The following is a 23772-nucleotide window of genomic DNA, read 5'->3' as shown; positions in this document are numbered from 1 at the left end:
GGGTGGAACGGGCGTTCACGGCCGGAATCAGCCGCGAGCGTACCAAGGGGCCGGGCCCACGTCGCGGATCGACCCGGACCGCTAGACTCATTGGCACTGTGTGGGGCAGAGTGCCAACCGGGTACGGTGTCTGGCCGCTGAGACCGATCGCTTGCAGAAGGAGGACTCGTGATGGACCACCCCCGACGTCTGCAGGTGCTTCAGGCCATCGTGGAGGACTACGTCCATTCCCGGGAGCCGGTCGGTTCGCAGGCGCTGGTCGAACGCCACCGACTGGGCGTCTCCTCGGCGACGGTTCGCAACGACATGGGCGTCCTGGAGGACGAGGGACTCATCATGGCCCCGCACACGAGTGCCGGTCGTATCCCGACGGAAAAGGGCTACCGCGCTTTCGTCGACCGGATCACCTCGCTCAAACCTCTCTCGGCACCCGAACGGCGGGCCATCCGCACGCTGCTGGAAGGTGCGGAGGACATCGACGACGTCATGGAGCGCACGGTGCGGCTCCTGTCCCAACTGACTCACCAGGTGGCGGTCGTGCAGTACCCGACGGTCACAGTGACCACGGTGCGCCACGTGGAACTCGTGCGAATGGACGAACACCAGGTGTTGGTCGTCCTCATCCCCACGGACGGGCGCGTGTCCCAGCGGGTGACCAGGCTGCCGGTGGCCGTGTCCGAGTCCGACGTGCTCGACGCCCGTGCCCGCGTCCTGGCCCTCACCACCGGCCGGGCGGTCTCCGAGGCCGTCGCGGCTGTGACGGCGACCGTTCTCAAGGTTCCACAGCCGGAACGCGTCGTGTTGGCGGCCGTGGCAGAGGCTCTGCAGGCGCTGGGCGCCACGAGTGCCGAGCAACGCATGGTGATGGCCGGAACAGCCAACCTTGCCCAGTCCACGGGTGACTTTGCTCGTACAATCGGCCCCGTGCTCGAAGCACTCGAGGAACAGGTGGCGCTGCTACGACTCCTGTCCGAGATGGAGCAGGACGAACGTGGAATCGCCGTCCGCATCGGCGCCGAGGATGCCTCCGACCCGCTGGTCGAGACGGCCGTCGTGGCCACCGGGTACGGACCGCACGACGGCGCCAAGCTGGGCGTTCTGGGACCCACGCGCATGGATTACCCGTCCACCATGGCGGCGGTCCGCGCGGTGGCCCGCTATCTCTCGAGGGTGCTGCAGAACTGAGCCCTTCGCCGACCGGGCCCGTCCGGTCCGTCGCTGTTCGCGCGCTCGCGGACGGTGGACCGAGCACTTACGGCCGGGCCCAGACACCACTTCAGACACTTCAGAAACTTCAGACAACGACGACGGAACGGACTAATCGTTGAGCGATCACTACCAGACCCTTGGGGTCTCCCGCGATGCCAGCGCAGAGGAGATCAAGCGTGCGTACCGCAAGAAGGCGCGAAAGCTGCACCCGGACGTCAACCCTTCCCCGGAAGCAGCCGAAGAGTTCAAACGGGTGGCGCACGCCAACGACGTCCTCTCGGACCCGGAGAAGCGGCGGATCTACGACGCCACGGGCGACGAGAACGGTCAGAGTGGCTTCGGCGGCGCAGGTGGTTTCGGTGGTGCCGGCTTCGGTGGATTCGGCGACATCTTCGACGCCTTCTTCCAGGGCGCCGGCGGCCAACAGGGCCCGAAGTCTCGTACCCGTCAGGGGCAGGACGCCCTGATCACCGAGGCCGTTTCCCTTCAGGAAGCCGTGTTCGGCACCGACAAGCGCATCACGGTTGACACCGCCGTCGTGTGCCCCGAGTGCAGCGGCTCCTGCTGCCAGCCAGGGACGGAACCGACCCAATGCGGGATCTGCGGCGGTGCCGGACAGGTGCGTCAGCCCATCCGCTCGCCCCTGGGCACCGTCATGACCGTAGCACCCTGCCACGCTTGTGACGGGTTCGGCACCGTCATCGAGCACCCCTGCCAGGAGTGCTACGGCCAGGGCCGTGTGCGGGACAAGCGTCAGCTCAACGTCAAGATCCCCGCGGGTGTGCGCACCGGCACTCGCATTCGCCTGACGGGCCAGGGGGAGGCGGGGACCGCCGGCGGCCCCAACGGTGACCTCTATGTGGAAACCCGGGTGCAGAACGATCCCACCTTCCGTCGCGACGGGGACGACCTGCACATGGTCGTGCGGGTTCCCATGGTCGCCGCCAGCCTGGGCACCACGCTCAAGGTGGACACCTTCGACGGTCCCCAGGACATCGGCGTCGATCCCGGGACCCAGTCCGGGCAGACCATCAAGATGTCGGGCCTGGGCGCCGGTCGGTTGAACAGCCGCGACGGAGCGCGCGGGAATCTGGTGGTGCACCTGGAGGTCTCCACACCGACGGACCTCGACGACCGGCAACGCCAACTGCTCGAGGAACTGGCCGAACTCCGCGGCGAACAGCGCCACACCGGCACGGCGATCAGCACCGCCGGAGAACGTGGGGCCTCCGGGTTCTTCTCCCGTCTTCGTGACCGGTTCGCCGACTCGTGAGCCTCCCCGTATTCCGCGCCGAGGACCCGATCGACGAGCTACGTGAGGGTGACACCTACACGTTGACGGGCCCGGAGGCCCGGCACGCGGTGACCGTGCGCCGGTTGTCCGTCGACGAGGCCTTGGACGTCGTCGACGGACAGGGGACGCGCGTCACCGGGACGGTGACGGCCACGAACAAGGAACCCGGACGGGACACGGCAGGCGGTCCCGGTGCACCCTCTGGCGGGTCCTCCGGAGGGGACTGGGTCCGGCTCACCGTGACCGCCGTCGAAGCCCAACCGGCGCGTCGGCCTTCCCTGGTGCTGGTCCAGGCGCTGGCCAAGGGCGACCGGGACCTGCAGGCCGTGGAAACCTGCACGGAACTCGGCGTGGACGCGGTGATTCCGTGGCAGGCGGATCGCTCCGTGGCCCGCTTCCGCCCGGACCGGATGCACAAGCAGCTCGACAAGTGGCGGTCGACCGTGGTGGCAGCTGCCAAACAGTCCCGGCGGAGCCGGTGGCCCATCGTTCAGGATCCCGTGAACAGTGCCGCTCTGGAAGCCAGGATCCGCGACGAGGGGCAGACCCGCTGGTGGATCCTGCACGAAGCCGCTGAGCAGACATTGGCGCAGGCACTTGCCGAGAACGCCGCTGTGGTCGATCCCCATCGCACAGATCCGCACGTGTTCGCCGTCGTGGTCGGGCCCGAAGGTGGAATCTCCGAAGTGGAACTCGACCGTTTCGTCAGAGCCGGGGCTCAACCCGTGCTGTTGGGGCCGGAAGTGCTCAGGTCCTCGACGGCGGGTGCGGCTGCGGTCGTCATGCTCAACCAGGCCACGGGCCGGTGGTCCTGAACCGCTGACGTCAACCCTGCGTGGGACCCATTGCCTGAATCCCCGTGGAGGTCGTCTTCACGTCGTTGTCCGCGGAATCCTCGACGTACGACACCTGATCCGGCACCCGGTACGAACCGAAGGCCGTTGCGTCGCCGGCACCGTCGACCAGGATCCGAACAGCCGGGGGCGACTGGGGATCGGCCAGCCCGGCGTCGATGGCAGCAGCCACAGCCGTGTTGGTGAGCTGCTGGATCGCAAGCCGCGCCTGTAGCCGCTCCAGGTGACGGGACACCGCCGCGGCAGGCAGGTCCACGGTGATGGTGTCCTCGGTGTAGGAGGTCCCGATCCCGGAAACGGGCCGCCACAGGGTGCGCTGCTCCGCCTCGTCGGGCGTTGCCTGCGTCATGGCCTGCACCGCCGTGCCGATCGGGTCGGCCGTTCCGGAGCCCTGAACGGTCAGGGACTCGCGGAACAGCTGCTGCGTCGAATCACCCGAACCGGTCCAGTAGACCGGGACCGTGACCGTACGGGAAGTGTCGTCTGAACCACCGGAGGCACCGGATGCGTCGAGGACAACCGTTGTCGACTCGCCCGCGCCGTCCAGGAACGTCGGCGAGGTGCACGACACCAAGGTCATGGTGACGGCTGCGGCAGCGGAGACGATGGTGCGGGCGCGTCGACGCTGCGGACCGGGCACGCCGGCAGAGGAGTTCGGGTGGGTGGGGTTGCCGTCGTCGAACACCGGTGCCACGCTCACTCCTTTCCCAGCCACGCTCTGCTGTCCTCACGTCCTACGGGTCCTGGCTGGGCACTGCGCATCGGTGGTGGGTTCCGCGCGATCCCGCGGCGCACAGCCTGTTGTCCGAGCGCAGCATCTTGCCATCGCCCGGACAACGCCGACCAGGCAACCACACCCCGCCGAAGGACGCACGCCCTGGACCATCCTTTGCCGGTACCGATACCAAATCGGAATCTTCGGCCGCGGCTGTACGCTGATGGTGGTGTCCGCAGCGACGCCCGCCGCCACTCGGGTCACGGAAGACCGCACACGTGAAGGACGGCGTCACTTCTCCAGGAAAGCGAGTACTGGCCCGTCGGCCGACACCATGCACGATCCCGACATCACACCCCACGCCACCCGCGCGAACCGCCGTTCGACCGCGGAGCCCGCAGACGGTGGTACAGAGCGCGAGCGCAGGGTCATGACGTTCGCGGACCGGGAGACCATGGTCCGTTGCCTGGGTCAGGCGGACAGCACCCTCACCCAGATCGAGCTGGCGAGACCCGGTACCAAGCTGTTCGCGAAGGACCTCCAGGTCGTGGTCGAGGGCAGATCCCAGGACGTCTTCGTGGTCGTGGCCCTGCTCGAGGAGCTGCAGGCACTGGCGCGCAAGGGAACGCTGGTGACCCCGCAGGTGGTCGCCCAGCTCCTGGGGATTCTGTCCCGTGACGCTGCCGCCCGCCCGTCCGCGGCATTGAACCAGGACATCCTGTCCTCCCGCGGGCGCACCATCCGCCCGAAGACGCTCAACCAGAAGCTCTACACGGATGCCATCGACGCACACACCATCGTGTTCGGCATCGGTCCCGCAGGTACCGGCAAGACCTACCTGGCGATGGCCAAGGCGGTGCAGGCCCTCCAGACCAAGGAGGTGTCCCGGATCATCCTGACCCGGCCCGCCGTGGAGGCCGGGGAGCGGCTGGGGTTCTTGCCCGGCACTCTGACCGACAAGATTGACCCGTACTTGCGGCCGCTCTACGACGCACTGCACGACATGCTGGATCCGGAGACGATCCCCAAACTCATGGAAGCGGGCACGATCGAAGTCGCCCCGTTGGCGTACATGCGTGGTCGGACCCTCAACGACGCCTTCATCATCCTTGACGAAGCGCAGAACACCACACCGGAACAGATGAAGATGTTCCTGACCCGTCTGGGCTTCGGCTCCAAGATCGTGGTCACCGGAGACGTCACGCAGATCGACCTTCCCGGCGGCACGTCCTCCGGGCTGCGGCAGGTCGAGCACATCCTCCGCGGGGTCGATGACATCGCCTTCCCCACCCTCAGCAGCGACGACGTCGTCCGGCACGAACTGGTCGGGAAGATCGTCGACGCCTACGGTCACTTCGACGCCACGAACCGGGTGCGCCAGGAGCGGCGCCAGCGCAAACAGGACCGAGCCGGGGGCCAGGCGGGCGCTGCCACCACGTCCGTGACCGAAACGGCCGAGGAGCACTGAGATGAGCGGACCCCTTCTCGACGACGCGGCCCGCGGTGACGCGCCGGCCAACGTCGACATCGACGTACAACACGATGCCGACCAGCTCCCGGCCGACCAGAGCGAACACCGCGACGCCTGGGCGGCCTACGATCCGGCCCGTCAACGGGCCTTGGTCAGCCACTGTTTCCGTCAGCTCCGCCTGGCCTCTGACGTCGAGTTGTCGATCGCCGTCGTGGACGAGGAGGAGATGGCGCGGTTGCACGTCGAATGGATGGGCCTCCCGGGGCCCACGGACGTGATGTCCTTCCCCATGGACGAGCTCGAGGCCGGTACGGAGGACTCCCCGACGCACGGAACCCTCGGGGACATCGTCCTGTGCCCGCCCGTCGCGGCGCGCCAGGCCGCCGCTGCCGGGCATTCCACGGAGGACGAATTCTTCCTCCTGACGGTGCACGGCATCCTGCACCTGCTCGGGCACGACCACGCGGAACCGGAGGAGCGCGCGACCATGTTCGCGCTGCAACGCCATTTGTTGACCGGTTTCCTCGGCCGGTCCGCCCCCGTGGAGACCATGCAGTGACGGCCACTGAACAGGCGCGCGAAGGACTCGCGGCACCGTCCGCGGACAACCACGGCGCGAGCCGCAGGAAAGGAGCCCGGCGTGGGCGATGAGATCTCGAGTGGAGACAACGGCCGGCCCGAGGGTTCCGACGACCGGTTCATGACGCCGTCGGGGGACTTCCGTGCGGGGTTCGCCGTGTTCGTGGGCCGCCCCAACGCGGGCAAGTCCACCCTGACCAATGCGTTGGTGGGGGAGAAGGTGGCCATCACCTCCAACCGTCCCCAGACCACCCGCCACACCATCCGCGGGATCGTGCACCGGCCGGACGGCCAGCTGGTGCTCGTGGACACACCGGGCGTCCACCGCCCCCGGACCCTGTTGGGGGAGCGCCTCAATGATCTTGTGGCGGAGACCCTCAGCGAGGTCGACGTCCTGGGTCTGTCCATTCCCGCCGACGAGAAGATCGGCCCCGGGGACCGATTCATTGCGGCTCAGCTCGCCCAGTCCGGTGGGCGCCCGATCGTGGCCATCGTCACCAAGTCGGACACGGTGGGCCGCCAAACCCTGGCCGAGCAGCTGATCGCCGTCGAACAGCTGGGACGCGAGGTGCTCACCGCGGAGTTCGAGGAGACGGAGCGCCGCAGGGGAATCCGGGCCCGGAAGAAGGGCAAGGCCTATGACCCCCGGCCTACTCCCCCCGACCTGGGCTTCGCCGACGTCATTCCGGTCAGCGCGGTCAACGGGTTCCAGGTCGAGTCGCTGGCCCAGGTGCTCATTTCTCACATGTCGCCCTCGCCGCCCCTGTACCCGGACGGTGAGCTCACGGACGAGCCGGAATTGACCATGATCGCCGAACTCGTCCGGGAAGCGGCGTTGGAAGGTGTGCGCGACGAGCTCCCGCATTCCCTGGCAGCGGTCTGCGAGGACATGATCCCTCGTGAGGACCGCCCGGAGGACGATCCGATGGTCGACGTCCACGTCTCCCTCTACGTTGAACGCCCGTCACAGAAGGCCATCGTCATCGGAAAGGGTGGCGCCCGACTGCGTGAGATCGGTGCGACGGCCCGGCGGTCGATCGAAAAGCTCCTGGGCACCAAGGTGTACCTGGACCTGCACGTCAAGGTCGCCAAGGAATGGCAACGCGATCCTCGCCAGCTCTCGCGCCTGGGCTTCTGACTTCTGGCCGTCCCCGCGCAGTCGCCGCACGGCCGCCCTGCCCCGGATGCCCTAGTTGAGAGTGACGGTGTACCATCCGGGAGGTTGCGTGACCGACGACGTGCCCGCCTGACCGAACGCCGACGTCGAGCCAGCGCGCCACCCCGACATCTTGGAGCCCCATCCGTGAACACCCGCACTCCCGACAGCGAGCGCACCTCGTGGGCCGACACCCGCCAGGCCGGTCGCCACTGGAGCGCGAAGTCAGGGATGAGCAAAGGCCTCAAGTGGGGTCTGATCAGCCTGGCAATCGGGCTGGTCGTCGTCCTGGCCGTCGGTGGTCTGAGCATTTATCGGCTTCAGCAGAACCTGACCACCAGTCCTTTGAACCTCGGTAACGGGGAGGCCGGTGACGACGGCCCCACGGACATCCTGATCATGGGCTCCGACACCCGCGTCGGGGAGGGCAACGACCAGTACGGTGAGGTCGAGTACGGCAACGGCGACGGGCGCACCGACGTCATGATGCTGTTGCACATTTCCGAGGACCGGGAGAACGTCTCCGTCGTGTCCTTCCCGCGGGATCTCGTGGTCGACATCCCGGAATGCACGGACCCGGAATCCGGCAAGGTCTACGAGCCGATGGAAAACGCCATGCTCAACACCGCCGCGGAGAACGGCGGGCCTGGGTGCACCGTGGCCACCATCAACGACTTCACCGGATTGAGTATCGATCACTTCATGCTCGCCGACTTCAACGCCGTGACCGAGCTGTCCGAGGCCGTCGGCGGCGTCGAGGTCTGCGTCAACCAGCCCGTGGACGATCCCAAGTCCGGACTCGAACTGCCCGCCGGTGTGTCCACGGTCGAAGGCAAGAACGCCCTGGCGTTCCTGCGATCACGCGCCGCGTTCGGCGACGGCGGCGACGAGTCCCGTATCCGCTCCCAGCAACAGTTCATGGCGTCCCTGGCCCGCAAGGTCAAGGAAGAGGGAACGCTCACCAACCCCGGCAAGCTCTACGAGATCGCCGACGTCATGACCAGCAACCTGCACGTCGACGAAGAGCTGGGCAACGTCACCCGCATCGTCAGTATCGGGGGCATGATGGCCAACGTCGATCTGTCGCACGTCGTGTTCGTGACGGCCCCGACGCAGGTCTACGAGCCGGACCCGAACCGTCTGGAACTCGACGAGACCCGTGCGGAAGACCTGTTCCAGACGCTCCGGGACGACCGTTCACTGGCGCAGGACGACGCCTCCGCCACGGACGGCTCCGAGGAATCGGCAACCCCGGACTCGGCCTCGCCCTCGACCGCCGAGAACAGCGAAACCCCGAGCGCCGATCCGACGGACGAGGAATCGGTTCTGCTGTTCAACGCAGCCGACATCCCGGTCGAGGTCGTCGACGCCTCCGACACCGACGGGCGCGCCGAGGACCTGGTCAAGGTGCTCCAGGATGCCGGTTACACCCAGGCGACCGAGGGGGATTCCATCGACTCGCTGCCCGGGACGCAGGTCGTGTACGGCCCCGGGTGGCAGTCCGCTGCCGAGCAGGTGGCCGAGGAGCTCGGCATCCCTCAGGGGCAGGTCATTGAATCCACCGATGCGGAGACCGTGGTCAAGCTCGAGATCGGCCAGGACTTCACTTCGGGCGACCGGATGGATCTGGACAGCGCCGTGCCGGAAGGCCTCTCCGGGCAGACCGCCGAACAGTTCACGTGCCAGCAGTGAGTTGTGCGCCATCCCACCGCCCGCGGTGGTAGTTTTTCCCTATGCGCACGGGCACCTTGCTTCTGCTTAGTTGCCGCAACGGGTCCTGAACCCCTTTTTCGGGCCGGACTCCCCGTTGCGGAGTTCGTGATGCCCGGCCCGTCGCGCCCGATCCTCAGCCCGTTTCCGGGGAAGCCATCGGATCGTCGTGACGCCACTTGGGACAGGAAAGAAGCAGGTCTCACACCATGGAAAACCGTCAGAAGCCCTCCGGCATGCCGACTCACAAGTACCGTCCGTACAACGAGCAGTTGCCGTTCGTGCTCACGGACCGTACCTGGCCGGACAAGTTCATCACCAAGGCACCCCGCTGGTGCGCCGTCGACCTGCGCGATGGCAACCAGGCACTGATCGACCCCATGGACTCGAACCGCAAGCTGCGGATGTTCGAGTTGTTGGTGGGTATGGGCTACAAGGAGATCGAGGTCGGGTTCCCCTCGGCCTCTCAGACCGATTTCGACTTCGTGCGTCGGTTGATCGAGGAAGACCGCATTCCCGAGGACGTGTCGATCCAGGTCCTCACGCAATCCCGTGAGCACCTGATCGAGCGCACCTTCGACGCGATCGACGGCGCGCCGCAGGCGATTGTCCACCTCTACAACTCCACATCCGTGCTGCAGCGGAAAGTGGTTTTCCGTGAAGACCAGGACGGCATCGTGGACATCGCGCTGACCGGTGCCCGGCTGTGCATGAAGTACGAGGAACAGCTCATGGACACCACGGTCACGTACGAGTACTCGCCCGAGTCCTTCACCGGGACCGAAGTTGAGTTCGCGGCACGGATCGCCAATGAGGTCGCGGAGACCTTCGAGATCGGCGGTGATCGGGAGATGATCCTGAACCTGCCCGCCACGGTCGAGATGGCCACCCCGAATGTCTACGCGGACTCCATCGAGTGGATGACCCGCAACCTCTACAACCGGGACGCCACCGTGCTGTCCCTGCACCCGCACAACGATCGCGGCACGGGCGTCGCAGCCGCTGAACTGGGCTACCTGGCCGGTGCGGACCGGATCGAGGGCTGCCTGTTCGGCAACGGCGAGCGGACCGGCAACGTCGATCTGGTGACGCTGGGCCTGAACATGCTGACCCAGGGCGTGGACCCGGAGATCGACTTCTCCGACATCGACGAGATCCGCCGCACGGTCGAACACTGCAACCAGCTGCCAGTCCCCGAACGTTCTCCCTACGGCGGTGACCTGGTCTTCACGGCCTTCTCCGGCTCGCACCAGGACGCGATCAAGAAGGGCTTCGAGGCAATGGCCGCCGACGCCGAGGCTCAGGGCAAGTCCACCGAGGACCTGGTCTGGGCGGTTCCGTACCTGCCCATCGACCCCAAGGACATCGGCCGCAGCTACGAGGCCGTGATCCGCGTGAACTCCCAGTCCGGTAAGGGCGGTGTGGCCTACCTGCTCAAGGCCGATCACGGCCTGGAACTGCCGCGCCGGGCACAGATCGAGTTCTCCGGGGTGGTCCAGAAGCACACGGAGACTTCGGGTACCGAAATCTCGGGCGCCGATTTGTGGAGCATCTTCCAGGACGAGTACCTGCCCGCGGACAGCCACGGGAACCGTTGGGGCCGGTACCGGATCACGAGCATCACCACGTCCTCGGACGACGACGGTGACACCCGCCTCGAGGTGGGACTGGACGTCGACGGTCAGACCGTCCAACGCTCCGGCACGGGCAACGGCCCGATCGACGCGATGATCCAGATCTTCGCCCAAGAGGGTGTTGACCTGCGCTTGCTGGACTACACGGAACACACCCTGTCCGCTGCCGCCGACGCGAACGCGGCCTCCTACGTCGAGCTCGCCGTGGGAGACAGGGTCCTGTGGGGCGCCGGCATCGATGCCTCGACCACCCGCTCGTCGTTGAAGGCCATCGTGTCCGCGGTCAACCGTGCCGTGCGCGACGTCCAGGCGGACTGAGGACGGGCGGAGCCCAGCACATGCCTCGCGCCACGTCCTTCGCATCCAGGTCCTACCGGGACACGGGTGTGGTCCTTCGGACCTACCCGCTGGGTGAGGCGGACCGGATCGTGGTGCTGCTGACGCGTGAACACGGGCAGGTGCGGGCCGTGGCCAAGGGAGTGCGGCGAACGAATTCGCGCTTTGGGTCACGGCTCGAACCTTTCAACGTCTCCGATCTGCAACTCGTCCACGGCCGGAATCTCGACATCGTGTCTCAGGCCGTGGGACGGAAAGGCTGGGCCTCGCCGATCGCCGCGGACTACGCCAAATTCACGGCGGCGGCGGCCGTGGTTGAGGCAGCAGAGCGGATCACCACCGATGACGATGACGAAGGTAATCGCCACTACCTGCTCGTGGTCGGTGCCCTGTCCTCGATCGCACGCGGGCTGCACGCCCCCGCCGCGATTCTGGACTCCTATCTGCTGCGGGCCGTCTCCCTGGCGGGATGGGCACCGTCGTTCACGGACTGTGCTCGGTGCGGGGCGCCCGGGCCGCACGGAGCGTTCAGCGCGGAACTGGGTGGCGTGGTGTGCCCGAACTGCCGGCCCCCCGGAGCATTGGCACCCGATGTCCCGACCTTGGACTACCTGGTGGGGCTGTTGACGGGGGACTGGTCCCGCGTGGACGGGGCCGAACCGCGGATTGCCTCGTTCGCCGCCGGTATCGTGGCCTCCTACGTCCAGTTCCATCTGGAGAAGTCGGTGCGTTCCCTGCACCTGGTCGAGAGGAATTGACATGGGCCGGTTCTCCGCACCGCCTCCGCACCCGTCGGGAGCGCTGGCACCCGCCATTCCGTCCAAGTTCCTGCCTCGGCACGTTGCCGTGGTCATGGACGGCAACGGACGGTGGGCCAATGAGCGCGGCCTCACGCGCAACGAGGGACACCGGGCAGGGGAGTTGGCGCTCGTGGACGTGGTGGCCGGGGCCATCGACCTGGGGATCCCGTACGTGTCCGCCTACGCCTTCTCGACGGAGAACTGGAAGCGTTCTCCCTCGGAGGTCGCCTTCATCATGAACTTCACCGCAGAGGTGATGGAACGCCAGCTGTCCACGTTCCACGAATGGGGAGTGCGCATCAGGTGGGCCGGGCGCCGCCCTCGCCTATGGCGCTCGGTGATCAACCGGCTCGAAATCGCGGAACGCGAGACGCGCGATCACGACGTCACCACCCTGACCATGTGCGTGAACTACGGCGGGCGCGCCGAGATCGCCGACGCGGCCGCAGCGATGGCAGCGGATGCCGCCGCGGGCAAGCTCAACCCCAAGAAGATCGACGAATCCACCGTCCAGGCGTACCTGGACGAACCGGATCTGCCGGACGTCGACCTCTTCCTGCGCTCCTCCGGTGAACAGCGCATCTCCAACTTCCTGTTGTGGCAGTCCGCCTACGCCGAACTCGTGTTCCAGGATGTGCTGTGGCCCGACGTCGATCGGCGCACACTCTGGGACGCCGTCGAAGAGTACGCACGGCGCGACCGTCGATACGGCGGTGCCGTGGACAATCCGCGGGACCAGCAGCAGACGCCTTAGTCGATCTCCAGACCGTCGAGCCAGCGCTGCAGGTCCGCGAACGCGGCGCGCCGCACCAGCGGAGCGGACCGGTGGACGTCGTGGATCGCGTCGTCGTAGGCGATCACGGTGGGTGCCGGGTGCAGGACGGCCGCCCGACGACGGATGGCCTCCACGTCAAGCACGGTGTCCATGCCGTGCATCCGCTTGTCCCACCACGGAACCAGCAGACTGCGCCGCGCGGTTTGGATCAGCACCGGGGCCTGAACGGTCCGTCCGGAACCGTGGAGTTCCAGGAGCCGTTCCCGGGCGGCCGCCGTCGAACGCAGGAAGCCGACCGTGACGGGGAAGGACTTCCGGGGACGCCAGCGCGGATCCACCTCCCAGGCTCCTTCCCGGTCGCGGGAGAGCACCCGGTGATAGTTCGAGTTCAACGGGACCTTGAGCTCCATGAGCGTCAGGCGCTTCGGGAGCAAAGGGGCCAGGGCCAGGATGATCCGGTCGATGCCGGAAAACCCCTGAGGGGCGATCCACGGCGTGGCCAGGGCCAGGCCCGCCACCTGACCGGGCTGCTCCATGAGCAACAAGGACATGGTCAACCCGCCCGTCGAATGAGCGACGACCACCAAATGATCAGGATCGATTCGCCCGCCGTCGCGCGCGATGACCTCCCTGGCGGCATCAAAATCCGGCTGGTACTCGGAGAAGTCCTCGGCCAGGCCCGGCACGTCTCCCGCGGCCAGGACCTCGTCCGTCAGATTGCGGCCGTACCCGTGCAGGTCCACGGCGTAGAAGCGGAATCCGGCACGCTGGACGGCCACGGCAAGCTCCGGGTTGGCAAAGTAATCCGACCAGCCGTGCACGTAGAGCACCGTTCCGCGGGATTCCGCCCGGGTGCTGGGATTGTGCCGGACGACGGTGGCCGTGCGATGAGCCCCGCGGCCCGGCACCGGCACCGTCGTGGCGGAGAAGTCCTGACCCAGGACGTCGTCGTTCCAGATCATGCCGAACGGACCTCACCTTCGAACCAATGCCGGTGCCCGGGGTGTGAGCCTCCGGCGTGGGAGAATGGGCACATGCGCGTCTACCCTACGTTCTTCACAGTCTGCTTCTCGTGGATGGACCCGGAGCGGGCCCATCACCTGGGGTTCCTGGGTATCAAGACGTGCCGTCGGCTCGGCCTGTCCTCGGTGCTCCGGCGCCTGACGCGTCCGGCCGGGGACCAGAGCGTTGAAGTCATGGGACTGCGTTTCCCGTCCCGCTTCGGCCTGGCCGCGGGGTTCGACAAGGGTGCAAAGGGGATCCCGGCACTGGCGGACCTTGGCTTCGGGCACGTGGAGATCGGTACCGTCACCGGGCAGCCGCAACCGGGCAACCCCAGGCCTCGTTTGTTCCGGCTGGTCCGGGACAAGGCGGTCATCAACCGGATGGGCTTCAACAACGACGGCGCCGCGGCCGTGGCGCCCCGGGTGCGGTCCGCTCGCGCGGCCCTTGCCAGGGACTGGAAGGGCAGGACCCGTCCCGTCATCGGAGTGAACATTGGAAAGACCAAGGTGGTCCCGCTAGAGGACGCCGTGGCGGACTACCGCTCCTCGACCAGGGAACTGGCCCCCTGTGCGGATTACCTGGTGGTCAACGTGTCCTCGCCCAACACCCCGGGTCTTCGGGAGTTGCAGGCGGTGGAGTCGTTGCGTCCGATCCTGGCCGCAGTTCGTGAGGAATCCTCGCGCGTCACGGGCCGACGCGTGCCCCTCCTGGTCAAGATCGCCCCGGATCTCGCGGATGCGGACGTCCTGGCCGTCGCCGACCTGGCCATGGAACTCGGGCTGGACGGGATCGTGGCCACGAACACCACCATCGCTCGTGAGGGACTCGGTCTTGTGACCGATCCCGCCGTCGTCGAGTCCTACGGTGCGGGCGGGCTGTCCGGGGTGCCGCTGCGCGCCCGGTCGCTCGAAGTCCTCCGGACGTTGAAGGCCCACGTGGGGGACAGGCTCGCGCTGGTGGCGGTCGGTGGGGTGACCTCCGCGGAGGATGCCGGGGAAGCCCTTGCTGCGGGGGCCGACCTGGTGCAGGGCTACACCGCGTTCCTGTACGAGGGGCCGTTCTGGGCGGCTCGAGTGGTCAAGGGCCTGCGGCGCCTCTCCCGCGTCTGACACTGAAACGGCCGCCGGCGCAGTGCCGACGGCCGGGGAGCCAACTGACTTAGGAGCGAATCGGCAGGGAGAACGCCCGCTCAGGACGGGCGCTGGCCACGCCGCACGCGCGGGCGCGGCAGGCGCGTCGAGCGCCAGTTGATGCTGCGGGTGACGGCGTACCAACCGGTTCCCGACTCGACCGTCCCGAACTTCTTGCGCACCGCTCGCTTGGCGCCGTTGGCCAGCAGGATGCAGTCCAGGACCACGACGGCGAAGAGCACGAAGAATGCCGTGGAGACGATTTCCTGGACCCCGCTGGGAATCAAGAGGAACACGAGCGCCACGATGGCCATCGGCATCAGGAGCTCGGCCATGCAGAAGCGGGAGTCCACCCAGTCCCGGACGAACGCGCGCTGGTCACCGCGGTCGCGCTGGGCGAGGTACCGCTGGTCACCGGCGGCCATTCGTTGCTGCGCGTGCAGGCGCTGATCGCGCCGTTGCTGACGATCGGCCGCTTTCGCGGCTTTCCGGTCCTTGGGAACCAGGGGTTGCTTCCGCGCCGCCTGCTGCTGCCTGCGGGTGGGTGTCGGACGCCCCTTGCCCTGGGTCGAGGATCGCCCGGCCGTGGTCTGGCTTTCCTCCGTCCCGGCTTCCGTCAGCACGGTGGTTTCGTCCACGGGGGTCTCAGTTTCAGTCTTCTTGTTTCGTCCGAACACCCGGCAAGGATACCGGAGCCGCCGTGTCCACTGCCTAAGCTCGCCTCATGAGCCACGAGCACAATCCCCAACAGCGCACGTACAACCCGCAGGAGCCGGTCGAGGCGCAGTCCGTCGAGGACCTCGACGTCGCTGCTTTCCGTCGGGCCAATGACGAAGGTTTCGAGCAGGTCATGACCGATCTGAAGAACCTCGTGTCCATTCCGGGACTCGCATGGGAGTCCTTCGACCACGCAAACCTGGAGCACAGCGCTCACGCCGTGCGGGATCTGCTGGTCGCCGAAGGCTTCCCGTCGGTCGAGATCCACGCCGCGGACGGAGACAGCCTTCACCCGGCGATCATCGCCCGGAAGCCCGCCGAGCCGGGGAAGCCCACGGTCCTGCTCTACGCACACCACGACGTCCAACCTCCCGGTGACCTCACCGCCTGGAGTTCGGACCCGTTCGTGGCCGACGAGCGCTCCGGCCGTCTCTACGGGCGCGGTGCCGCCGACGACAAGGCCGGGATCATGGCGCACGTCGGTGCCATTCGGGTGCTCCGCAAGATGTTGGGCGACGACCACGGCCTGGGCATCACCGTCTTCATCGAAGGCGAAGAGGAAGTCGGCTCGCCACACTTCGGCCAGTTTCTGGAACGCCACCAGGAGAAGCTCGCCGCGGATGCCATCGTGATCGCCGATTCGGCCAACTGGGAGGCCGGCGCGCCCACCCTGACCACCGGGCTCAGGGGAGTGGTCGGTGCCGAGGTCACCGTGCGCGTCCTGGACCACGCTCTCCACTCAGGCGGCTACGGCGGACCAATCCTGGACGCCCCGACCCTCTTGGCTCGCCTCATCGCCAGCCTCCACGACGACGACGGGGCGGTCGCCGTCGAAGGCTTGGTGCACGCACCTGAACCAGCGATCGACTACCCGGAGGACAGGTTCCGCGCCGACGCGGGGTTGCTGGAGGGTATGGAACTGGCCGGGCGCGGCTCGATCACGTCGCGGCTGTGGTCACAGCCGGCAATCTCGGTCACGGGGATCGACGCCACCCGCGTGGACGTCGCATCCAACACGATCGCCCCCTCCGCACGGGCCAAGATCTCCCTGCGCATCGCTCCTGGCCAGGATCCTCAGGCAGCGGCGGACGTGCTCACGAAGCACCTGGAGAGCCACGCCCCGTTCGGGGCGCAGGTGGAAGTCGGTATCGACGAGAAGGGGCCGGCGTTCAGCACGGACACTAGTTCCGACGCGGCGCAGGAGATGCTCTGGGCGCTGAGCGAGTCCTGGCAACGCGATGCGCTGGAAGCAGGGATGGGCGGTTCGATCCCGTTCACGGCCCAGCTGCGGGAGAAGAACCCGCAGGCAACCATCCTGATCACCGGCGTGGAGGATCCGGACACCCGCGCCCACGGCATCGACGAGTCCCTGCACATCGAGGATTTCCGGCTCGCCGTGCTCGCCGAGGCACTGTGGTTGGCCCGGCGGTCCCGGGCCCGGGCGTAGGGTGGAGACGTACGGTTCAGCCGACTCGGTGGCTTCCGGGCAACTCGAAAGCGCATCACGGAATGATTCGCGCCGGGCGATGGTTGCACCCGTACGAGGCTTGTATCCGGGCGAGGAATCCGCGCCCACGGCATGTACGGAGGAGAAGAACGCATGAGCGTCACCACTGAGAACGTCACCACGGAGGGCCTGCCCACCCACGGCGTCAACCTCACCGACGTGGCCGCGCAGAAGGTCCACGCGTTGCTCGACCAGGAGGGCCGCACCGACCTTCGTCTGCGGGTGGCGGTCCAGCCCGGGGGCTGCTCGGGCCTGATCTACCAGCTCTACTTCGACGAGCGGGTTCTCGACGGCGACGCGGTCAAGGACTTCGAGGGTGTCGAGGTCATCGTGGACAAGATGTCCGTCCCGTACCTGGAGGGCTCGACCATCGACTTCGAGGACACCATCCAGAAGCAGGGCTTCTCCATCGACAACCCCAACGCCCAGGGATCCTGCGCCTGTGGAGACTCCTTCCACTGATCACAAGGCGGGGAGTCAGGGGCCGGTCTGAGCGGGGGTCGTGGAAACAGTTGCCACACCGAAGAGATGAGGCACCCGCGGACCCCGAACTCTTCGCGAACCACCCGAGGAACCCCGCATACCCACACGGGTATGCGGGGTTCCTCCCGTTCCCGGGCCGTGGCGGCGTGCGAAACATGGCTCCGGCTCCGAATCTCGGCGGACACACGGACTGACACAGTGTCAGCACAAGGACAACTCAAGGGGTAAGCTCAGGGGGAAACAGCATGCCTCGGTACGGGTCGGTCCCAATCCCCGTGCCTGGCGCACCACCAGAAGAGGAAGGGCCGTCTGTGAGTTCGCACTCCCGAACCGGCAGCCGTCGCACCAGGGCTTTGAAGCTAACCGGCCTCGGCGCTATTGCAGTCCTAGCCCTGACGGGCTGTAAAGAGGAAGTCCGCAACGCCTGGATGCCGATCGGAGACTCGGCCCCCACGGACAACGCAGAGAACATCCTGAACCTGTGGGTCGGTTCCTGGATCGCGGCCCTCAGCGTCGGTCTGGTCGCCTGGGGCCTCATGCTCTGGTGCATGGTCGCCTACCGTCGTCGCAAGAACGAGGTCGGCTACCCCCGCCAGGTCGCCTACCACCTGCCGCTGGAGATCTTCTACACGATCGTGCCGATCGCGCTCATCGTGTCCCAGTTCTTCTTCTCCGAACGGGCGCTGACCGAGATCGTCCCGCGGCACGACAACCCCGATGCCACCATCGAGATCATCGGCAAGCAGTGGGCTTGGGACTTCAACTACGTGGACGACGACGTCTACTACTCCGGGACGCAGGCCCACCTGAACGAAGACGGTTCGGAGGGCGTCGAAGAGACCCTGCCGACCCTCTATCTGCCCGTGGACAGCGACGTCGAGGTCCAGCTCTCCTCCCGCGACGTCATCCACTCTTTCTGGGTCCCGGCCTTCCTGGAGAAGGTCGACATGATCCCCAACCGCACCAACTACATGAGCTTCCACACCGAGCGTGAAGGCTCCTTCCAGGGCAAGTGCGCGGAGCTGTGCGGTGAGTACCACTCGGAAATGCTCTTCAACGTGGAGGTCGTCTCCCAGGAGGAGTACGAGAGCCAGATGCAGAAGCTGCGTGACGAGGGCAACACCGGTCAGGTCGGCGATGACTACAACCGAAACGTGAACGAGAACGAGGACGGCGCGGTCATGCGTGACAACCCCGTCGGCGCGAGCTACGAAGAGAACTAAGGGGCTGAAATGACCACGCTTGAATATTCAGCCGATGAGGCCACAACCGTTGCACCCCGGGTGGTGCCGCGGTCCAAGGGCAAGATCATCGTCGACTGGTTGACCTCGACCGACCACAAGACCATCGGGTACATGTACCTGATCTCCGCCTTCGTGTTCTTCTGCGTCGGCGGTGTCATGGCACTGCTGATTCGTGCGGAGCTCTTCGCCCCCGGTATGCAGTTGCTGGAGACCAAAGAGCAGTACAACCAGCTGTTCACCATGCACGGCACGATCATGCTGCTCATGTTCGGCACCCCGTTCTTCGTGGGCCTGGCCAACGTGATCGTCCCGTTGCAGATCGGTGCACCTGACGTCGCCTTCCCGCGACTCAATGCACTGGCTTTCTGGTTCTTCCTGTTCGGGTCCCTCGTGGCCATGGCCGGGTTCTTGACCCCCCAGGGCGCGGCCTCCTTCGGCTGGTTCGCCTACGCGCCGCTGAACTCGACCACGTTCTCGCCGGGTGTCGGCGGTGACCTCTGGGTCTTCGGTCTTGGCCTGCAGGGCTTCGGCACCATCATGGGTGGCGTCAACTTCATCACCACCATCCTCTGCATGCGTGCCCCGGGCATGACCATGTGGCGCATGCCGGTGTTCGTCTGGACCACCCTGGTCACCGGCCTGCTGATCATCATGATCTTCCCGCCGCTGGCGTCCGCGCTGTTCGCACTGGGCATGGACCGTCGCCTCGGCGGCCACATCTTCGACGCCGAAGCCGGCGGAGCAATCCTCTGGCAGCACCTCTTCTGGTTCTTCGGTCACCCCGAGGTCTACGTGCTGGCACTGCCGTTCTTCGGCATCATCTCTGAGATCCTCCCGGTGTTCTCCCGCAAGCCGCTGTTCGGCTACAAGGGCCTGGTCTTCGCGACCATCGCCATCGCCGCGCTGTCCGTCACCGTGTGGGCTCACCACATGTACGTGACCGGCTCCGTGCTCCTCGGGTTCTTCTCCTTCATGACCATGATGATCGCCGTGCCCACGGGCGTGAAATTCTTCAACTGGATCGGCACCATGTGGCAGGGTTCGTTGACCTTCGAGACCCCCATGCTGTGGGTCCTCGGCTTCATGTTCACCTTCCTGTTCGGTGGCGTGACCGGCGTCATCCTGGCCACCCCGCCGTTGGACTTCCACGTCTCGGACACCTACTTCGTCGTCGCGCACTTCCACTACGTGCTCTTCGGCACCCTGGTGTTCGGCATGTTCGCCGCCCTGTACTTCTGGTGGCCCAAGTTCACCGGCAAGATGCTCAACGAGCGCATCGGCAAGGTGCACTTCTGGATCCTGTTCGTCGGCTTCCACACCACGTTCCTGATCCAGCACTGGCTGGGCGTGATCGGTATGCCGCGTCGCTACGCCGACTACATGCCTGAGGACGGGTTCACCTGGATGAACCAGCTGTCCACCGTCGGTGCGATCCTGCTGGCCGTGTCCATGATCCCGTGGTTCTGGAACGTGTACACGACCCACAAGAATGCTCCCAGGGTTGAGGTCGACGATCCGTGGGGCTTCGGTGGCTCGCTCGAGTGGGCAACCTCCTGCCCGCCCCCGCGTCACAACTTCGTGTCCCTGCCCCGCATCCGTTCGGAGCGTCCGGCACTGGACCTGCACCACCCGGAGCTGGCGGCCGCTTCTCCTCAGCAGTCGATGACCACCCACGCCGGAGCGAAGGGCTGATCTCCCGATGAAAGCAACCATTTACACGCTGTGGGTCGTTGGGATCTTCGTCACCGGTGCCGGGGTCGTCTACGGATTCGTCACCAGATTCAACGAGTGGGCAGGGTTCCCGGCCATGTTGGCGACGGGTGCAATGTGCTTCATGCTTGCCGTCTACCTGACGCTGGTCCTGCGCTCCACCAAGGCGCTGCTGCCGGAGGACGACCTGGAGGGCGAGATCGCTCAGAGCAGTGGTGACTACGGGCACTTCTCGCCGTGGAGCTGGTGGCCGCTCCTGCTGGGTGCTGCGTGCACCATTCTGGTTCTGGGTCTGGCCATCGACTGGTGGATCCTGGGCCTGGCCGTCCCGCTGGGCATCCTCGGCCTGCTCGGGCTCGTGTACGAGTACAGCACCGGCGAGCACGCTCACTGACGCTTACCGCCATCAGTCGCCTGGTCGCTGATCCAGCCCGATCAAACCGCCGCTTCGAACCAACCGGTTCGAAGCGGCGGTTTTCGCTTTGATGCATTGACGGAATCCGAGTGAGGTCGTGGTGCCGTGATGACTGACACATTCGGGCTGGCTGTGCTCTGCTCCATACGGGCAGGGTCAGCTTGAGCACTAAGTTCTTGCGGAGCAGTCAACGATCGACAACGACGTCACCGGAGCATCACCGACATGAACAAGACCGCCTTCTACACGCTTCTTCTGCTGGGCAGCGGACTCATCGTCTTCGGGCTGTGGACCTTGGCGGCGGTCGGCCACACGGGACGCGGGTGGATCGCGACCGTCGTCGGGGTGGCTCTGCTGTGTGCACCCGCGCTGGCACCCGTGTCGAAGGGCGTCTCCGACACTTCGCGGCCAGAGGAGTCTGCAGTGCGGCGCTGACACACGACGGCGGGTCGGTCGTTTTCGGTCGCCCGTGTGCTGGCCGATAGGGTGGGGGCGTGAAGACTTTCGAACAGCTGTTCGCCGAACTGTCCCAGAAGGCAGTGGAGCGCCCCGCCGGTTCCGGCACCGTGGCAGAACTGGACCGTGGAGTGCACGGCATCGGCAAGAAGGTGGTTGAAGAGGCCGCCGAAGTGTGGATGGCCTGTGAATACGAGTCCGCCGACGAGGCAGCCGAGGAGATTTCCCAGCTGCTCTACCACCTCCAGGTGATGATGGTGGCCAAGGGACTGACGCTCGAGGACGTCTACAGGCATCTCTGAGCCTTCAGTTCAGCACCTCGCTTTCATTCAACACCCCGGTACGCGATGGTCCGCCCGTCCCGCGCCGTGGAATTCCGATCCACTCCGTTCCATGACTTGAGGAAGAGGACACTCCATGCTCCGCGTAGCCGTGCCCAACAAGGGAGCGCTCTCCGAAGCCGCCTCGTCGATGTTGAAGGAGGCCGGGTACCGGCAGCGTCGTGACTCCCGCGAACTGGTCCTGGTGGACCCGGAGAACAACGTCGAGTTCTTCTACCTGCGGCCACGCGACATCGCGGTCTACGTGGGCGGTGACGTCCTGGACGTGGGGATCACGGGTCGCGACCTGCTCCTGGATTCCGGCGCCGACGCAGACGAGGACCTCGCCCTGGACTTCGCGCGGTCGACCTTCCGGTTCGCAGGACCACGCGGTGAGTTCGGCGAACTCGCCGATCTGGAGGGAAAGCGAATCGCCACCAGCTACGACCAGCTGCTGCGCGACTACCTCAAGGACAACGACGTCGCCGCCGAGGTCGTCCGTCTGGACGGCGCGGTTGAGTCGTCGATCCGGCTCGGTGTCGCCGACGCCATCGCCGACGTCGTGGAGACGGGCAACACCCTGCGCGCCGCCGGGCTCGAAGTCTTCGCCGACCCCATCATGAAGTCCGAAGCCCTGCTGATCCGCTCGCGCCGGGAGGAAGAGCCCGAGGGGTTGGCCGTTCTCCGCCGCCGCCTCCAGGGCGTTCTGGTTGCGCGGCAGTACGTGATGATCGACTACGACGTCTCTGAATCCGACCTGGAGGCTACGACCGCCATCACCCCCGGTATGCAGGGCCCCACGATCTCGCCGCTGGGTCACGGCAACTCGATGGCCGTGCGCGCCATGGTGCGTCGCGCCGACACCAACAAGGTGATGGACGCGCTGTACGCCGCGGGCGCCAGGGCAATCCTGGTGTCGCCGATTCACGCCGCTCGTATCTGACGCCGGACGGCGTCGTCACGTTCCGCCTCCCCTCGGAAGGAAGCCCAAGTCTTGACCGTTGCTGTACGCGTGATTCCCTGCCTGGACGTCGATGCAGGTCGAGTGGTCAAGGGCGTGAATTTCGAGAACCTGCGGGATGCCGGCGACCCCGTGGAACTTGCCGAACGCTACAACCGCGCGGGTGCCGACGAACTAACCTTCTTGGACGTCACCGCGTCCTCCTCGGCCCGGAGCACGATGTACGACGTCGTGGCCCGAACCGCGGAGCAGGTCTTCATTCCGCTCACGGTGGGAGGCGGCGTCCGTTCCGTTGACGACGTCGACCGACTCCTGCGCTGCGGGGCGGACAAGGCATCGATCAACACGGCGGCGATCAACCGGCCGGAGGTGATCAACGAGATCACCCGTCGCTTCGGCAACCAGGTGCTCGTGCTCTCCTGCGATGCCAAACGCACGGGCAACACCCCGTCGGGATTCGAGGTCACCACGCACGGTGGCCGGAACCTGACCGGGGTGGACGCCGTCGAATGGGCGGCCGAGGCCGAGTCGCGTGGAGTCGGGGAGATCCTGCTCAACTCGATGGACGCCGACGGAACACGCGAGGGCTTCGACGTGGACATGATCCGCGAGGTCCGGTCCGCGACGACGGTGCCGTTGATCGCCTCCGGCGGAGCGGGGGAGCCCGGGCACTTCCCTCCGGCGGTGGCGGCGGGTGCCGACGCCGTCCTGGCCGCGTCGGTCTTCCACTTCGGACCCGTCGGTGCCATTGCCGAGGTGAAGGCGGCACTGCGCGCCGAGGGTCACGCCGTCCGCTGAACGGGAGACGGCTCCACCCGCCCTATAGTGTCCAGTGATGTCCGAAGAGCCCACCCAGAAAATCCCTGACCGCGCAGCCCCCGGCGACCCTGATCCGGTAACCGCGGAGCACGGTCTGCCATCCGAGATCGCACGTGCTCTCAAGCGAGACGACCACGGACTGGTGGCCGCGATCATCCAGCAGTTCGACACGAACGAAGTGCTCATGCTGGGGTGGATGGACGACGAGGCACTGCACCGGACCCTGAGCACCGGCCGCGTGACGTTCTGGTCCCGCTCCCGTCAGGAGTACTGGCGAAAGGGCGACACCTCGGGCCACCGCCAGTACGTGCAGTCCGTGGCCCTGGACTGCGACGGCGACGCCTTGCTGATCCGGGTGGACCAGGTGGGCAACGCCTGTCACCGGGACACCCGGACCTGTTTCGACGGCGGGGACCTGCCCGCCGTCGTCGGGAATGCCGACGCACCATCACGCTGAACCGACCGATCCCGT

General features: G+C 66.5%; 24 protein-coding genes. 21 read left to right on the top strand and 3 right to left on the bottom strand.

Features of this window, described 5'->3' with window-relative positions; genetic code table 11:
- Positions 1 to 171 precede the first annotated feature (171 nt).
- From hrcA to GWK18_RS00475, 3 genes are all read left to right on the top strand, one after another.
- Positions 172 to 1185 (top strand): heat-inducible transcriptional repressor HrcA, encoded by a 1014-nt coding sequence (gene hrcA, locus GWK18_RS00485; protein WP_166832455.1) that lies wholly within the window; start codon positions 172 to 174, stop codon positions 1183 to 1185.
- A gap of 139 nt (positions 1186 to 1324) precedes the next feature.
- A complete protein-coding gene (gene dnaJ / locus GWK18_RS00480; protein WP_123824194.1) occupies positions 1325 to 2482 on the top strand; it encodes a molecular chaperone DnaJ in 1158 nt (385 codons plus the stop codon).
- Positions 2479 to 3318 carry a 16S rRNA (uracil(1498)-N(3))-methyltransferase gene (locus GWK18_RS00475; protein WP_166832453.1) on the top strand — a complete coding sequence of 280 codons (840 nt, stop codon included), beginning with the start codon at positions 2479 to 2481 and terminating at the stop codon, positions 3316 to 3318. Before dnaJ ends, GWK18_RS00475 begins: the two co-directional genes overlap by 4 nt.
- A 10-nt stretch (positions 3319 to 3328) precedes the next feature.
- Here the strand turns inward: GWK18_RS00475 and GWK18_RS00470 are convergent, their stop codons facing one another.
- Entirely contained in the window at positions 3329 to 4051 is a 723-nt protein-coding gene (locus GWK18_RS00470; protein WP_166832451.1) for a GerMN domain-containing protein, read from the bottom strand.
- 451 nt (positions 4052 to 4502) lie between these two features.
- Between GWK18_RS00470 and GWK18_RS00465 the strand changes: the two genes are divergently transcribed.
- The 7 genes from GWK18_RS00465 to GWK18_RS00435 all read left to right on the top strand — a co-directional run bounded on the left by GWK18_RS00465 (position 4503) and on the right by GWK18_RS00435 (position 12512).
- A complete protein-coding gene (locus tag GWK18_RS00465; protein ID WP_123824312.1) occupies positions 4503 to 5540 on the top strand; it encodes a PhoH family protein in 1038 nt (345 codons plus the stop codon).
- A gap of 1 nt (position 5541) precedes the next feature.
- Positions 5542 to 6102 carry an rRNA maturation RNase YbeY gene (ybeY, locus tag GWK18_RS00460; RefSeq protein WP_123824200.1) on the top strand — a complete coding sequence of 187 codons (561 nt, stop codon included), beginning with the start codon at positions 5542 to 5544 and terminating at the stop codon, positions 6100 to 6102.
- 141 nt (positions 6103 to 6243) lie between these two features.
- Positions 6244 to 7260: a GTPase Era gene (locus GWK18_RS00455; protein ID WP_166832658.1), complete on the top strand. Its 1017-nt coding sequence runs from the start codon at positions 6244 to 6246 to the stop codon at positions 7258 to 7260.
- Positions 7261 to 7425: 165 nt separating this feature from the next.
- Positions 7426 to 8970 carry an LCP family protein gene (locus GWK18_RS00450; RefSeq protein WP_348535782.1) on the top strand — a complete coding sequence of 515 codons (1545 nt, stop codon included), beginning with the start codon at positions 7426 to 7428 and terminating at the stop codon, positions 8968 to 8970.
- A gap of 227 nt (positions 8971 to 9197) precedes the next feature.
- On the top strand, positions 9198 to 10940 hold the full coding sequence (gene leuA / locus GWK18_RS00445) for a 2-isopropylmalate synthase (protein WP_166832449.1): 1743 nt from the start codon (positions 9198 to 9200) through the stop codon (positions 10938 to 10940).
- A 20-nt stretch (positions 10941 to 10960) separates the two neighbouring features.
- Positions 10961 to 11716 (top strand): DNA repair protein RecO, encoded by a 756-nt coding sequence (recO, locus tag GWK18_RS00440; protein ID WP_123824204.1) that lies wholly within the window; start codon positions 10961 to 10963, stop codon positions 11714 to 11716.
- Position 11717: 1 nt separating this feature from the next.
- A complete protein-coding gene (locus GWK18_RS00435) occupies positions 11718 to 12512 on the top strand; it encodes an isoprenyl transferase (RefSeq protein WP_123824207.1) in 795 nt (264 codons plus the stop codon).
- Here the strand turns inward: GWK18_RS00435 and GWK18_RS00430 are convergent.
- Positions 12509 to 13495 carry an alpha/beta hydrolase gene (locus tag GWK18_RS00430; RefSeq protein WP_123824209.1) on the bottom strand — a complete coding sequence of 329 codons (987 nt, stop codon included), beginning with the start codon at positions 13493 to 13495 and terminating at the stop codon, positions 12509 to 12511. The two genes, GWK18_RS00435 and GWK18_RS00430, sit on opposite strands and share 4 nt — an antisense overlap.
- A gap of 72 nt (positions 13496 to 13567) precedes the next feature.
- Here GWK18_RS00430 and GWK18_RS00425 point away from each other — a divergent pair, with 72 nt between their 5' ends.
- Positions 13568 to 14647, top strand: a complete 1080-nt coding sequence (locus tag GWK18_RS00425) for a quinone-dependent dihydroorotate dehydrogenase (protein WP_166832447.1) — start codon at positions 13568 to 13570, stop codon at positions 14645 to 14647.
- Between the two features lie 80 nt (positions 14648 to 14727).
- On the opposite strand, the gene GWK18_RS00420 is transcribed toward GWK18_RS00425, so the two are convergent.
- The gene (locus GWK18_RS00420; RefSeq protein WP_166832445.1) at positions 14728 to 15345 is read right to left on the bottom strand and encodes a DUF3043 domain-containing protein; all 618 of its coding nucleotides are present in this window, start codon (positions 15343 to 15345) and stop codon (positions 14728 to 14730) included.
- 47 nt (positions 15346 to 15392) lie between these two features.
- Here GWK18_RS00420 and GWK18_RS00415 point away from each other — a divergent pair, with 47 nt between their 5' ends.
- The 10 genes from GWK18_RS00415 (at position 15393) to hisI (ending at position 23757) form a co-directional block, all read left to right on the top strand.
- A complete protein-coding gene (locus GWK18_RS00415; RefSeq protein WP_123824215.1) occupies positions 15393 to 16832 on the top strand; it encodes a dipeptidase in 1440 nt (479 codons plus the stop codon).
- Positions 16833 to 16985: 153 nt separating this feature from the next.
- The gene (locus tag GWK18_RS00410; protein WP_123824217.1) at positions 16986 to 17354 is read left to right on the top strand and encodes an iron-sulfur cluster assembly accessory protein; all 369 of its coding nucleotides are present in this window, start codon (positions 16986 to 16988) and stop codon (positions 17352 to 17354) included.
- 332 nt (positions 17355 to 17686) lie between these two features.
- Positions 17687 to 18598 (top strand): cytochrome c oxidase subunit II, encoded by a 912-nt coding sequence (gene coxB, locus GWK18_RS00405; RefSeq protein WP_233568629.1) that lies wholly within the window; start codon positions 17687 to 17689, stop codon positions 18596 to 18598.
- Between the two features lie 9 nt (positions 18599 to 18607).
- Positions 18608 to 20311: a cytochrome c oxidase subunit I gene (gene ctaD / locus GWK18_RS00400; RefSeq protein ID WP_166832443.1), complete on the top strand. Its 1704-nt coding sequence runs from the start codon at positions 18608 to 18610 to the stop codon at positions 20309 to 20311.
- A 7-nt stretch (positions 20312 to 20318) separates the two neighbouring features.
- On the top strand, positions 20319 to 20723 hold the full coding sequence (locus GWK18_RS00395; RefSeq protein WP_166832441.1) for a cytochrome c oxidase subunit 4: 405 nt from the start codon (positions 20319 to 20321) through the stop codon (positions 20721 to 20723).
- 246 nt (positions 20724 to 20969) lie between these two features.
- Positions 20970 to 21179, top strand: a complete 210-nt coding sequence (locus GWK18_RS00390) for a hypothetical protein (RefSeq protein ID WP_123824225.1) — start codon at positions 20970 to 20972, stop codon at positions 21177 to 21179.
- A gap of 59 nt (positions 21180 to 21238) precedes the next feature.
- Positions 21239 to 21502 (top strand): phosphoribosyl-ATP diphosphatase, encoded by a 264-nt coding sequence (locus GWK18_RS00385; RefSeq protein ID WP_123824227.1) that lies wholly within the window; start codon positions 21239 to 21241, stop codon positions 21500 to 21502.
- 115 nt (positions 21503 to 21617) lie between these two features.
- Entirely contained in the window at positions 21618 to 22463 is an 846-nt protein-coding gene (gene hisG / locus GWK18_RS00380; protein ID WP_123824229.1) for an ATP phosphoribosyltransferase, read from the top strand.
- Positions 22464 to 22514: 51 nt separating this feature from the next.
- Positions 22515 to 23279, top strand: coding sequence for an imidazole glycerol phosphate synthase subunit HisF (hisF, locus tag GWK18_RS00375; RefSeq protein WP_123824230.1), 765 nt, complete (start codon positions 22515 to 22517; stop codon positions 23277 to 23279).
- A 37-nt stretch (positions 23280 to 23316) separates the two neighbouring features.
- The gene (hisI, locus tag GWK18_RS00370; RefSeq protein ID WP_123824232.1) at positions 23317 to 23757 is read left to right on the top strand and encodes a phosphoribosyl-AMP cyclohydrolase; all 441 of its coding nucleotides are present in this window, start codon (positions 23317 to 23319) and stop codon (positions 23755 to 23757) included.
- Positions 23758 to 23772: the final 15 nt, after the last annotated feature.

Source organism: Kocuria sp. JC486 (genome assembly GCF_011602805.1).
In the GTDB taxonomy this organism is placed as follows: domain Bacteria; phylum Actinomycetota; class Actinomycetes; order Actinomycetales; family Micrococcaceae; genus Kocuria; species Kocuria soli.
The sequence above is the reverse complement of the archived record's forward strand: the minus strand, read 5'-3'. Positions and strand labels throughout refer to the sequence as shown.